Origin of the sequence: Kribbella antibiotica (assembly GCF_004349055.1) — a bacterium.
GTDB classification, from domain to species: Bacteria; Actinomycetota; Actinomycetes; order Propionibacteriales; family Kribbellaceae; genus Kribbella; species Kribbella antibiotica.
In genome coordinates, this window is record NZ_SMKX01000039.1 from 1 (window position 1) to 13,056 (window position 13,056).

General features: G+C 61.7%; 8 protein-coding genes. 6 read left to right on the forward strand and 2 right to left on the reverse strand.

All coding sequences use genetic code 11. The features are described from left to right. Positions 1–111: 111 nt before the first annotated feature. Positions 112–963, reverse strand: coding sequence for a hypothetical protein (locus E1263_RS15955; RefSeq protein ID WP_132168100.1), 852 nt, complete (start codon positions 961–963; stop codon positions 112–114). 580 nt (positions 964–1,543) lie between these two features. Here E1263_RS15955 and E1263_RS15960 point away from each other — a divergent pair. Then, positions 1,544–2,242: a hypothetical protein gene (locus E1263_RS15960; RefSeq protein WP_132168101.1), complete on the forward strand. Its 699-nt coding sequence runs from the start codon at positions 1,544–1,546 to the stop codon at positions 2,240–2,242. A gap of 116 nt (positions 2,243–2,358) precedes the next feature. Here the strand turns inward: E1263_RS15960 and E1263_RS15965 are convergent, their stop codons facing one another. After that, positions 2,359–3,120, reverse strand: coding sequence for a hypothetical protein (locus E1263_RS15965; RefSeq protein WP_132168102.1), 762 nt, complete (start codon positions 3,118–3,120; stop codon positions 2,359–2,361). A 258-nt stretch (positions 3,121–3,378) separates the two neighbouring features. Here E1263_RS15965 and E1263_RS15970 point away from each other — a divergent pair, with 258 nt between their 5' ends. The 5 genes from E1263_RS15970 to E1263_RS15990 all read left to right on the forward strand — a co-directional run bounded on the left by E1263_RS15970 (position 3,379) and on the right by E1263_RS15990 (position 13,008). Further along, a complete protein-coding gene (locus E1263_RS15970; RefSeq protein ID WP_202868906.1) occupies positions 3,379–5,106 on the forward strand; it encodes an N-6 DNA methylase in 1,728 nt (575 codons plus the stop codon). Between the two features lie 23 nt (positions 5,107–5,129). Continuing rightward, positions 5,130–7,010: a type I restriction-modification system subunit M gene (locus E1263_RS15975; RefSeq protein ID WP_202868907.1), complete on the forward strand. Its 1,881-nt coding sequence runs from the start codon at positions 5,130–5,132 to the stop codon at positions 7,008–7,010. A 63-nt stretch (positions 7,011–7,073) separates the two neighbouring features. Further along, complete coding sequence (locus tag E1263_RS15980; RefSeq protein WP_132168103.1) at positions 7,074–8,336, forward strand: restriction endonuclease subunit S; 1,263 nt, start codon at positions 7,074–7,076, stop codon at positions 8,334–8,336. Next, a complete protein-coding gene (locus tag E1263_RS15985) occupies positions 8,333–11,458 on the forward strand; it encodes a type I restriction endonuclease subunit R (RefSeq protein WP_132168104.1) in 3,126 nt (1,041 codons plus the stop codon). The genes E1263_RS15980 and E1263_RS15985 overlap by 4 nt, the downstream gene beginning before the upstream one ends. Then, entirely contained in the window at positions 11,455–13,008 is a 1,554-nt protein-coding gene (locus E1263_RS15990) for a serine/threonine-protein kinase (RefSeq protein ID WP_202868908.1), read from the forward strand. The genes E1263_RS15985 and E1263_RS15990 overlap by 4 nt, the downstream gene beginning before the upstream one ends. Positions 13,009–13,056: the final 48 nt, after the last annotated feature.

Genomic DNA, 13,056 nt, shown 5'->3' on the forward strand with positions numbered 1-13,056 from the left:
CCCTCAACCCCGCAGCCCTCACCAAAACCTTCCTGGCGGCCTACTAAGCCTTCGGCCCCACCAGCTCGTCGAGCCGAGCAACCCCTTCCCGCCGAGCCACCGACAAGGGGCTCAGGAAAGTTGCTCGAGTTCGCGCCTGACTTTGGCAGCGTCGGCTTCGAGTTTGTTGAGTCGGCGGGTAAGTAGTTCACGTTTGGATGGCTTCGGCTTCTGTCGTGGCACCAGCCAGCCCAGGCTGTGATAGCCGACGATCCAGCGAGCGTAGGAGCAGGCCCAGCAGCGCGCCTCCGGGTCCGGAACTGGAAAGCCGTCGTTCAGCCTTCGGTGCCAGTGATCGCGTTCCAGTTGCTCCTGGGCATCGGGGTCCGGCTCCGACGCCCAGGAGGTTTCAGCCTCATCGATCATTTCGCGCTGATGCTCTGGTGTCGCCAATCGACGGGGCTCGTCGCCCGGCTTCCACTCCAGGGGTGTGGTCACCTCAGTCTGGTGATCGCAGGACAGGTGCACAGTCCACCGGGCGCAGATGTGTTCGTGGTCGTTCCGGAAGACTTGCCAGAGTTCAGGCTCGAAATTGTATTTCGGTTCGACCGGATCGGGCGGGAAGGTGACCACGCGACGCTCAAGCCACTCGTCGATGGCCCTGAAGGGTGTTGGCTGGTGGTCATGCTTCAAGCAGAGTCGTTGCCCGGGGGGCAGCGTGCCGCCGTGGAGAAAGTTTCGCAATGGGCGTTCGGAAGGTACTTCACCGTGGGTCAGACGCTCCTCAACACATCCGCAGTCAAGCTTGCTCTGCCACCTCCACAGCCTGTTCCGGTCGTACTTATAGCCGAGCTGGGACGACGGCGCAATCCGCTCGCTGAACTCATCGGCTCCTCTGAGAACCTCTGCGCGGGGGCGAGCAATGCCGGAGATATGCACCTTCCGTGCGACTACGGGTATGTCCGGTTCGGTCTCACTGGCCATGGGGATTTACACTCCCTTCCTTACGCCGTTGAGTGACGGATTCGTATCTCGGTGTAGTTTATCGAGGCTGTGCGCCGCGCGAGAACAACAGTGCTCCTGCGGAGGGACCGTAGAGAACGCCGAGAGGCGTGATCGGGGTGTCCCCCTTCGGAGTTGTTGCCCGATGCCCATGTTGGACGGTTGTCAATAGTGCGCTCTGCGCTTTCGAAGGCGAGGAAATAGTGTGGTTCTGAGAATTCTTAGCGCGTGCGCGTTGGTGCTTGTGCCTGTCGGGTCCTGCGCTGCATTCCGGTACGGGCTGCATGCATGGCCGCTGCCGTTGGCCGATCGTTGGTACCGGCGACGGGTCGTTGGCGCGCCTCGAAACCTCGCTGCGTACGTCACCTTCACCTGGTGGGCGGTGACAGGAACGATCCTCATGATGTACGTCGTCGTCGTTTCGAGCTTGCGGTTGACCAACGGAATCTATGGTTTGGCGTTCGCGATCTGCGTGGTCGTATCGCTGGCAACGATGGTGTTCTGCATGTGCGTTGGCGTCAGGACGCATCTCAGCCCAGGCCGCGTCAGGTGGGTGTGCGGGTTGAAGCCGGACGAAGTGCGGGACGGCCTTCGACTTCTGGCGCGATGGGATCTGTGGACGGCGCTGTGCGGCGTGAGCTTGTTCGACGCGATCATGATGTGGTTCGCTGTGACTGCCATCCGGGGAGCCGATCCTTCTGGTGCGATTGGTGGTGGCCTGGCGGCCGTGCTGGTGGTGTCCGTGGGTGTCGGAGCGATGAGATATCTCGATCGGCGAATGGCGGACGCCCGGTTCCTCGTCGGTGTCGCCATCGCCCTGGGGCGCGGTGCAGGGCAGCCGCTTCGTGGGCTTGTCCAGCGGGTGGTTCCAACGCGGTACTCACTGCACCTCGGCCCGGGCGGCGCAGATCTCCTGGACGCGTTGCCATACCTGCAGGTTTCGCTCGCCGGGACTCTCGGCGCGACGCCTGCCGTCGACCCGAACGCGGGGCTGAAGGCGGCTGACTCCCTATTTGCCGCTCTGCGTGAGCAGGCGGTTTCCGGCTCCGCTGTCGTTGCAACTGCGGAGCTCAAGCAGGCGATTCGTGCAGTCCTCGGGCGGCTCGATCCTGAGTGGGTGCAACTCCGCGAGGTCGCGGCCACGACCGAATGGATTCGTGCTGGCAAGATCTCGTCACCTGCCCGGAGGATGGTCAAGGTCATGACGGCGGCGGTTGCGGCAGTCACTGCGATCACGGGCCTTCTGCAGGCACTGAAGTGAGAAACCTCGATCTGAGGAGCTGACCGAAATGGGCTGCACCCTCGCGGCGGAACTGCGGCACCCGCATCATCGTCCGTAGCCGGTCGAGCCGGGCAACTGGAGACTGCTGAGCCCTGTCAGGGGAGCTGCTCGAGTTCGCGCCTGAGTTCGGCTGCGTCGGCTTCGAGCTTGTTGAGCCGGTTGGTGAGCAATTCGCGTTTGGGTGGCCTCGGATTCGGTGGCTTCGGACGCGGCACCAGCCAATCCAGACTCTGATATCCGACGATCCAGCGGGCGTACGAGCATGTCGAGCACTGTGCCTCTGGGCTTGGACTCGGCCAGCCGTCATTCAGCATGCGCCTCAGATGGTCGCGGATCATCTGCTCCTCGACATCGGGTTCCGGATTCAGCAGCCGGTCGGCTTCGTTTTCCTCCAGCATTTCGCGCTGACGCTCTGCCGTGGTCCTAGGTTCGTCGCCCGGTCTCCAGCCCAGGTCCGTGACCACCTTGGTTTGGTGACTGCAGGACAGTTTGACGGTCCAGTAGGCGACAGTGCGCTCGTAGTCCTTTCGCATGAGTTGCCAGATTCCGGGCGCAAGATCGTATTTCGGTTCGACCGGATCAGGAGGGAAGATAACCTCGCTGCGTTCAAGCCAATCGTCGATAGTCCTGTACGGCGCAGGCCCGGCAGCATGGCTCTTGCAAAGTCGCTGTCCGAGAGGCAGGGGAACGCCCGTGAGGGTATCCCGCATCGGACATTTGTTGGGAGGTTCACCGTAGGTCAGGCATTCCTCGACGGATCCGCAGTCAAGCTTGATCCGCCATCTGTGCAGCTTGTTCGGGTCGTGACCATAGAAGATCTTGAACGGTGCTCGGATTCCGTTGTTGAATGCTTGCACCTCTCTGAGGACCTCTGCGTGAGGACGTGCGGTGCCAGGGATCCGCATCCTTCGCGCGACGACGGGTGCACCCGGCTGAGACTCGCTGACCATGAGACTGGAACCTCCCCCTCGTGTCTGCTGAGTGATGGAATGGCATCAATGACAACGTGCAGATGCCGGCACAGTCACGCGGCTCAGAGCGATTCATCTGTGAACATTGACGTTTATGTACACAGCTGTTGCCCGGGTGGCCTCTATGCAGTAGCGTTCCCTTGGGTGAGCTCGAACCGGTCCGATGTGCTGAGCGCCGCCGCGATTGCTCGGATGACCAACGTCGGTCGTGCCGCTGTATCCAATTGGCGTGCTCGGTACCCGGATTTCCCTCAGCCTGTTGGGGGAACCGAGCTTAGGCCGACGTTCTCCCGGGCGGAGGTCGAAGCGTGGCTGGTCTCGACAGGCAAGGCCGATCAGCTTGCGACTTCGGGTTACACGGGAACCGGAACGCGCATCCTTGGTCATGTCGATCCGGCGGGTGCGTCGGTGGTAGACCTGACCGCCGGGGAGTTGCTCGCCAAGGTCATGGTCTCCTTGCTGCCGCATTTGGGTGCGGACGTTCTCCCGCCGGGTGCTGAGGCGGAACCCGGCGATGCTGCTGACCTGCCTGTGATCGTGGACCCGGCATGCGCGGATGGGACGCTGTTGATCGCTGTCGCCGACCGTTTTGGTGACCAGGTCCGTCTCGCTGGTCAGGAGATGATCGAGGCGGCCGCCACGCTCGGCGCATCGCGGCTGCGAGGCCACTTCAGTGCTCCTCTGTACGAGCTACACATCGGCGACTCGCTGCGTACCGACTGGTTTCGTGAGTACCGGGGAACCGCTGCAGCAGTCGTGTGCAAGCCGCCGTCGGGCCGGCAGCCGCTCGCGCCTGTGAAGGAAGCAGATGCCCGGGGAGAGGTCGGGATTCCGAGACCTGGCGACGCAGAGTTGGCTTGGGTGCAGCACTGTTACTCACTCTTGCGTCCGAACGGCGTGGCGGTGATCGCGGTCTCTCCGCGTACCGGTGTCCAGCCGTCCGGTCGGAGGGTTCGCGCTGAGTTGGTGCGTTCGGGTGCCCTTCGCGATGTCGTCGCCTTGCCGAAGGGGATGGGAACGGCGGTCCGCTCAGATGTCTGCCTCTGGGTTTTGCGGCGTCCGGTTGGCGCGCGAGCGCTGCGATCCGTCCGGATGACTGACTTGTCTGGTATTCCGGATGCGGCGGAGATTCCGCAAGAATACGAGGGCTGGCAGCAGTTGAGAGCGGATGGCGGTTCGGCCGCCTGCCGCCTTGTTCCGCGGAGCGAGTTGGTCGACGGCGATGCAGAACTGTTGCCGGGCCACCATGTCGCCGGACCCGCGGATGTGACGGCTGGCGACCTAGAGCGGGTCACCGAACGCCTGCAGGGTCTATACGCTCTGCTCGGCACGGGAATGCCCCGATTCGGTGCTTCCGAACTGCAGACTAGACGCGAGTCTGTGACGCTGGCGGACCTGGAACGCAGTGGTGCGTTGACAATCCTGTCCAGAGGCTCGACACCTCGAGAAGGTGATCTGCTCCTGCTCACGATGGGGCGCCCACCGGTTGTCGCGACCGGTACCGATGCCGACGACGCCGGAATCGCGCAGGTCATCGAACTGGATGCGGCACGGCTGGACGGATACTTCCTCGCGACGTTTGTATGGGCCGATGCCGCGTCGCTGCCGGTAGCCAGTATGGTCGGTGGGCTCAGCCGTGACGATCTCCGTCGCTGCCGAATCCCGCGCATGACGATCGACGAACAGCGCAGCTACGGAGCGGCTTTTCGACGCCTGCGGGGGTTGGAAGAGGTGCTGAATTCGCTCGCCAAGCTGAGCGCGAGCATCGTCAACGAAACCGTTCGCGGGCTGACAGCCGGTGTGCTATCGCCGGACTCGCTGGCCGCGAAGAACCATAGTGCCCCGATCGAAGGCGAGACGAGAGAGCTGTGACCTCAGGACCTACGCATACCCAGATGGCAAACCACATCTGGTCTGTCGCCGATCTGCTGCGCGGAGACTACAAACGCCACGAGTACGGGCAGGTCATCCTGCCGTTCACATTGCTCCGTCGCCTGGACGCTGTGATGGAGCCGACGCGCGACGCAGTACGGGATCGTGACGCAGACCTTGACATGCAGAACAAGCGGCATCTGCTGGAGAGCGCTGCAAAGCTGCCGTTCTACAACACATCAGCACAGGACTTCGAGTCGATCGCAGCCGATTCGACGACCGTCACCAGGAATCTCCGCGACTACATCAACGGTTTCTCGGTGAATGTCCGGCAAATCCTGGATCGCTTCGACCTGGATAATCAGATTACCCGGCTAGTGAATGCGAAGCTGCTCTACCGCGTTGTTGGCAGCTTTGCCGGAATGCGTGATCTGGATAAGCTCACAAATCATGATATGGGGTACGTTTACGAGCACCTGATCCGCAGATTCGCTGAGGATTCGAACGAGACCGCCGGCGAGCACTTCACCCCGCGCGAAGTTATCAAACTGATGGTGAACCTGGTTATCGCCCCGGATTATGACACGATCATAGGTGAGGGTCAGGTAATCAACATCCTGGATCCCGCGTGTGGCACCGGCGGCATCCTGACTGCGGCTGAGGAGCACATCAAGTCGATCAACCCGAAAGCCGAGGTGTACCTCTTCGGGCAGGAGATCAACGGAGAGGCGTGGGCCATGTGCCAAGCCGACATGCTAATGCGTCACCAGCGTGGCAACATCGCATTCGGAAACTCGTTCTCCGAAGACGCGTATGCCGATCGCAAGTTCGACTACATGTTAACCAATCCGCCGTTCGGCGTAGAGTGGAAGAAGGTCAAGGAGTTCGTCGAAGACGAGGCCGAGCTCGGGGAGTACGGTCGCTTCGGTGCCGGGCTCCCGCGAATCAATGACGGATCATTCCTGTTCCTGCAGAACATGATCGACAAGATGGAGGCGGTCGAGGGTAAAGGAGCTCGGACGGCGATCGTTTTCAATGGGTCGCCGCTCTTTACCGGTGCGGCAGAGTCTGGCGAGTCGAACATCCGTAAGTGGATCCTGGAAGAGGACCTGCTTGAAGGCGTCGTTGCGCTGCCGGATCAGTTGTTCTACAACACGGGTATTTCATCGTACTTTTGGGTGCTGTCCAATCGCAAGGACCAACGGCTACGAGATCAAGTGGTCTTGCTCGATGCGCGCGATCAGTGGGAGAAGATGCCCAAGTCGCTGGGTGACAAACGCAAACGAATCAGTGACGCCCAGATCGACCACATCACGAAGCTATATGTTGATGCTGTTCAGGTTGCGGCCGACGCCAGCCACCCCGATCACGGCAAACTGAAAATCATCCGGTCCCAGGATTTCGGATACCGCCGGATCACTGTCGAGCGGCCACTCAAGCAACGGTTCGAGGTGACGGCGGACACCCTCGAGTCGCTTGAGATCTCGAAGAAGTTGGAGAAGTGGGACGGGCGAGACGCCCTGGTCGATGTACTGCGCGGCTCGGTTGGCTCGGTGTGGTGGACAAAGAAGGACGCGGCCGCTGTCCTGCGTCGGACGATTAGGGAGGCCGGCGCGTCATGGCCGAGCAAAGCGGCACTGTTGAAGGGCTTCTGGGCCGCCGTCGCCGTAGCGGACCCTAAAGGCGAGGTTCAGTTGGACAACGACGGTGGGGTGCTCCCGGACCCGGACCTGCGTGACTACGAGAATGTCCCGCTGGATGAGGATATCAACGTCTACTTCGCCCGCGAGGTCACGCCGCATTGTCCCGGATGCCTGGATCGACTACGAAAAAACAAAGGTCGGCTACGAAGTACCGTTCACCCGCTATTTCCACGTCTATACGCCGCCGCGTCCGCTAGCTGAGATCGACGCTGAGTTGCGTGAGTTGGAAGATCAGATCCAAAAACTCCTCGGTGAGGTGGCGCGTTGAGTCAGACCGTTGAGTGGCGGGAGCTTAGGCTCAAGGACCTATTCTCGTCCGTTAGAAACGGGATATGGGGGGATGATCCTCAGGGTGACGGAAACGTTTTTTGTGCTCGCGGCACAGACTTTGATCGAGGTACCAATCGGATCAGTAGCGACAAACTTCCACGCAGAAGCGTCGAGGCAGTCGCGCTAAGAGTTCATCGGCTGAAGCCCGGCGATCTGGTTCTCGAAAAGTCCGGAGGTAGTGCGGACCAGCCTGTAGGGAGTGTTGCGCGCTTCGATCTTGAAGTTGATGCGGTCTGTTCGAATTTTTGTGCGCGTCTGCAGGTGAACAGTTCCGTCGAATCCCGATTCGTTTGCTACCTCATGAATAGCCTGTACTCGTCGGGGGTAACTCGCCGATTCGTCAAACAGGCGACCGGAATCCAGAACCTCGATGCGGAGGCTCTTCTTACATGGCGCTGCTTCCTCCCGCCGCCTGACGAGCAACGGCGTATCGCCGACCTTCTCGACGCAGAGACGGCCTGGATTGATCAGATGATGAACCGGCGTGATGAGCAAGTTAAAGCAATGGCTGAGATGGTTCAGAGTGCGATAGATGATTCGCTTCGACGCGCGAGTGGATACGCGCGTGTTCGGCTCGGCTATCTTGTCAATGTGCAGACAGGTGTCACGGTCGATGCGAATCGTTCGTCTGGCGGCGAGGTCGTTACTGTGCCTTACCTGCGGGTGGCGAATGTGCAAGCCGGACATGTGGATCTCTCGAAAGTTACAGAGATTACTGTGTCGCGAAGTGTTGCCGCGGCCAGTCGGCTGAAGTACGGGGACGTGTTGATGACCGAGGGTGGCGATCTCGATAAGTTAGGTCGCGGGACAGTGTGGACCGGCGAGATCGATCCTTGTTTGCACCAGAACCATGTTTTTGCCGTCCGTCCTAACCTGACAAAACTCCTTCCGGAGTATCTTTCGGTCTTGACTCGGGCGTCAATAGGTCGAAGTTACTTTGAAAGCACTGGTAGTCGAACGACAAATCTTGCGTCCACGAGCAGTAGTAAGATTCGCGATTTTCGTGTGCCTCTTGTGCAAATAGATATGCAGCGGATAATTGTCGAGGAGGTGGCCGAGCGAATCCAGGCCATCGACCGGCTCAAGCAGGCTGTTGACCGCCAGATCGAGTTGCTTGCTGAGCGGCGCAGGGCCTTGGTTACGGCGGCGGTTACTGGGCAGATTGATGTCGCTACCGCTCGAGGGGGTGCGGTATGAGTCCTGGGCTTCTCACTGAACTTTCCTTTGAGGTGCGAGTCGAGGAAGAGATGCTTGCGTATGGGTGGCAGCGCGCGCAGGGGACGTTCGATGCCGAGTTGGGACTCGATCCGGGGGAGATGTACCGGTTTATCGGTGCGACGCAGATCGAGAGCTGGGATCGGCTCATCGAGCTCTATGGTGGCGATCAGGCGACCGCGCAGCGGCTGTTTGCGCAGCGTGTCGCTGCCGAGGTTGACTCGCGAGGGGTACTTGATGTGCTGCGTCGGGGGGTTCGTGACCGCGGAGTACAGATCGAGCTGGCCTATTTCCGGCCTGGCCACACCCTGGCAGTGGATGCTCTGGCGGAGTACCGGCAGAACGTACTTTCCCTTGCGCGGCAGGTTCGTTTCAGCGCACGCGACCCGAAGCTGTCGGTCGATATGGCGCTCTTCGTCAACGGGCTGCCGGTGGCCACAGTCGAACTCAAGAACCCAAACTCCGGAACGAACGCCGATGACGCCATCGCACAGTACCGCCGCCGCGACCCTAACGAGCTCTTCTTTGCCAAGCGGGCACTGGTGTACTTCGCGGTGGATCCCGATCGTGCGTTTGTCGCCACGCGGCTGACTGGGAAGGACACGCAGTTCCTGCCGTTCAACACTGGTTCCAACGGCCCGGGTGCTTCGGGTGCGTGGGGCAATCCGGCGGCGCTTCCCGACTCCTACAGCGTTTTCTACCTCTGGGAGCAGATTTGGCAGCGGGATAACTGGCTGGAGATTCTGCAGCGGTTCATGCACATCGCGGCTCCTGAGAAGAACGCCACGAAGGTGAATCCGCACACGGCGCCGCGCGTCTTCCCGAGGTATCACCAATGGCATGCGGTCCAGCAGATGGTCGAGCATGCGCGGTTGCACGGATCCGGGCACAGCTATTTGGTTCAGCATTCGGCGGGGTCGGGCAAGTCGAACACGATCTCGTGGCTCGCCCACCGGCTGTCGAACCTCTTCGATGTCGACAACCGGGCGGTGTTCCACAAGACGATCGTGATCACCGACCGCGTGGTTCTTGACCGGCAACTGCAGAAGACGATCTACCAGTTCGATCACACCCCAGGCGTGGTGAAGAAGATCGACATGGACTCCTCTCAACTGGCCGCCGCGCTCGATGATGCGACGTCGAAGATCATCATCAGCACGTTGCAGATGTATCCGTTCGTGCTGCAGAAGATCGCCGACCTGAAGCTGGCCGGCAAGAGGTATGCCGTGATCATCGACGAGGCGCATTCCTCACAGGGTGGTGACGCGGCGTTCCGGCTCAAGCAGGCACTCGGCTCCAACGCGGTCAGGCAGGAGGACGAGGACGAAGTCGAATACATGACGCGGGTGCGGGGCAAGCAGTCGAACCTGTCGTACTTCGCGTTCACTGCGACCCCGAAATCCCCGACGCTGAAGTTGTTCGGCACCTTCGACGAAGACCGTGTGAACCCCCGGACGGGGGAGCAGGGCATGTATGTCCCGTTCCACATTTACTCGATGCGGCAGGCGATCGAGGAGGGCTTCATCCTCGACGTGCTGGCCAACTACCTCACCTATGTGACCAAGTGGAGGTTGCGCAATGCTGCGGTCGAGCAGGTCGAGTCGCGTATCTCCAACCCCGAGGTTGACGCGAAAAAGGCGAGGGCGAGGCTGGTCCGGTTCGCTGAGCAGCACCCGAAGTCGCTGGAGCAGAAGGCCAAGCTCATCGTCGATGACTTCCGGGACAACGTTGCCGGTCGGATGGGTGGCCGGGCGAAGGCAATGGTTGTCACTCCCAGCCGACAGCACGCCGTCGATCTTTATCAGGCGATCCGGAGCTACGTCCAGTTGCGCGGATACACCGACTGTGGCGCGCTCGTGGCTTTCTCCGGGAGCCTGACCGATGAGAAGACGCAACTGGAGTTCACGGAAGCTCAGCTGAACGGATTCGCCGAAAGCAGGCTGCCGGAGCGATTCGGCTACGCGAAAGCAGACGACCCGCACGCCGCCGCGCGTGGCCAGGATGAGTACAGCTTGCTCGTCGTCGCGGAGAAGTACCAGACTGGCTTCGACCAGCCGTTGCTGTGCGGCATGTACGTCGACAAGCCACTGACCGGGGTCGCGGCTGTTCAGACGCTGTCGCGATTGAACCGGATTCACCCGCTGAAGGCACAGGACGACGTCCGGATTCTTGACTTCGTGAACGACGCCACCACGATCCAGGCGGCGTTCGCGGACTGGTTCGAGCGGACGATTACCGAGCCGACCGACCCGAATCTGCTCTACGACAAGCAACGCGAGGTCATGGACTACGCGTTGCTTGTGGTCCCGGAGATGGAGGCTTTCGTCCGGGTGCTGGCGGGCGCCGGCCCGAGTCGGATTCCGGAGGCTGCGGAACGCAAGTTGCACGCCGAGTTGCACAACTATCTGAACCCAGCGATCGAGCGCTTCGAGGCGCTCGCGACCGACGACGAGCGGGAGGGTTTCCGGGGCGCGCTCCAGGGCTACGTACGTGCGTACAGCCTGATCGCACAGATCGTGGACTGGGGCGATCGGGATCTGGAACGGCTGTATCAGTACGGTCGGGTCTTGCTGGTTCGCCTGCCGGGACGGCCGGCGGCGGCGGTGGACATCGGAGATGCGGACCTCAGCCACTTCCGCCTGGAGTTCACTGGGCGGCACAACGTGTCGTTGGCTGAGTCAGGGGACCGTGATGTTCGCGGTCACGCTGCGGATGGCGGTAGCTATGTCGAACCAGAGGTCAAGCCGTTGTCGGAAGTCATCGGTGAGCTTAACGACCGGTTCGGGCTCGACCTCGGCACCTCCGATGAGATCCTGGTTTATCAGCAGGTGGTCAACCTGGTGGAGGACACCGGAATGCAGCAGATTGCGCTGATGAATGACGAAGCGAGGTTCGGGCAAGTCGCCGACGACCGGTTGGACAACATCGTCGCAGACAATGCGGAGCGCAACACCGATTTCGTGAAGTTGTACTTCGACAACAACGAGTTCCGCAGGGCGATCAAGCAAGCGGCTCGTGAGCGCGCCTACCGCATCATCACCGAGCCCGCGCGCGACGAGGCGTTGGCCAGGCTGCGCGCTGAGATGGATCGGACGACCGGGTGAGTGCGCAGCGGCTGCTGGGCGGTCGATACCGGTTGGATGGTTCACTCGGCCGGGGCGGCATGAGTGAGGTCTTCTACGGCTACGACGAACGGCTCGACCGCCGGGTGGCGATCAAGCTGCTGAGGCAGTCGGGTGCGGCTTCGGCAGTGCCGGATAGTCCGGAGGCAGTCGAGGTCCGCGACGCGGCCGAGCGCGATCGCAAGCGCTTCCTCCGCGAGATTCGTACAACTGCGCAATTGGAACACCCAGGCGTCCCAGCCGTCTACGACACCGGAGTTGAAACGGGGCCCGATGGCAGCCCGCAACTGTGGCTCGTGATGCAACTGTTGCGTGGCTCCACGCTGGAAGCAGCGCTCGATGACAGCAACTATGTCACGTCACCTCCTAGCGTGGCCTGGGCCGCGGCGATCGGCGCGCAGATCGCCGCTGTGCTGACCGACGTCCACCGAGTCGACATCGTGCATCGCGACATCAAGCCGGCCAACGTCATGCTGGTCGATGGTGGTCTGGTGAAGATCCTCGATTTCGGCATTGCGATCCTGCGTGGCGCGGGTGCATTGCCCCGGTTGACCCAAGTTGATCGAACGGTCGGAACTCCGGCTTACATGTCGCCGGAGCAGTGCATCGGACGGGTGGTGACGGCGGCGTCGGACATCTATTCGCTCGGGTGCCTGCTGTTCGAGCTTCTGTCCGGTGACGTCCCGTTTCACGGCACGACCGAGATCCCGCTACGTGCACACCATTTGCAGACGCCCGCGCCGCCGGTGCGGGCTCGTCGGCCTGACGTCCCCGAGGAAGTGGACGGTCTGGTCGCGGCGATGCTTGCGAAGGGCGCCTCGGAGCGCCCAACGGCCGACACCGTCTATGAGACGTTGGTTGATCTGGCGCGTGGCATCAGCGGCACGGACGCTGATGAGACCCGGGATCCGACCCGTCCGTTCCGCCGCCCGCTGCTGGCTGGTGCCAGGCATCGGCAGGCGGCACCGGCAGGAGACAGGCTCACTGACGACGAATTTCTGAGGCTCCAGGCCAATGTAGAAGTGCTGCTCGACAACGACAGGCCGTCCGAGGCGATCCGCTTGTTGGAGATCGGCGTCGAGCGATCCGCCCACGATCCCGCTCTGGCGCTGCGCGTGCGCCATTCCTTGGGCGCGGCCTTGTTCTATGCTGGGGAGTACACGCGCGCGGCGAGCGTCCTTGACTCGGTGGGACGCGACTACCGCAGGTACCTGACGCCGGATGATCCCGCGGCCCTCGACTGCGCCTACCACGCTGGTCATGCCTATGCCGAGATCGGCAAGCCTGAACTGGCGCTCAGCCAACTGCGGTACTACACAGAGCACGCGGTGGCGGACGGTACGAGGGCCGAAGCGGTGCTCGAATCCCGCTTTGTCATCGCGCAGATGCTCGTCGCCAGCGAACGTCTCGAGGAAGCTTTGAGCGAACTGCAGGCCGTTCGTCCCTTGCTGGTGGCCATGTTCGGTGCGGACTCGACCCAAGTGCACAACCTCGATCGGCAGGTCGACCGGCTGGGGCAGCCTGAAGCCTGAGGACCGAGGGCCGATTTTCGGAACCGCAGGTCGAGCAGTTACAGTTGT

Bases quoted from the DNA above. Each gene is read 5' to 3' on its own strand.
- E1263_RS15975 (WP_202868907.1), top strand. From the start codon at position 5,130: ATGGCAAACCACATCTGGTCTGTCGCCGATCTGCTGCGCGGAGACTAC.
- E1263_RS15985 (WP_132168104.1), top strand. From the start codon at position 8,333: ATGAGTCCTGGGCTTCTCACTGAACTTTCCTTTGAGGTGCGAGTCGAG.
- E1263_RS15955 (WP_132168100.1), bottom strand. From the start codon at position 963: ATGGCCAGTGAGACCGAACCGGACATACCCGTAGTCGCACGGAAGGTG.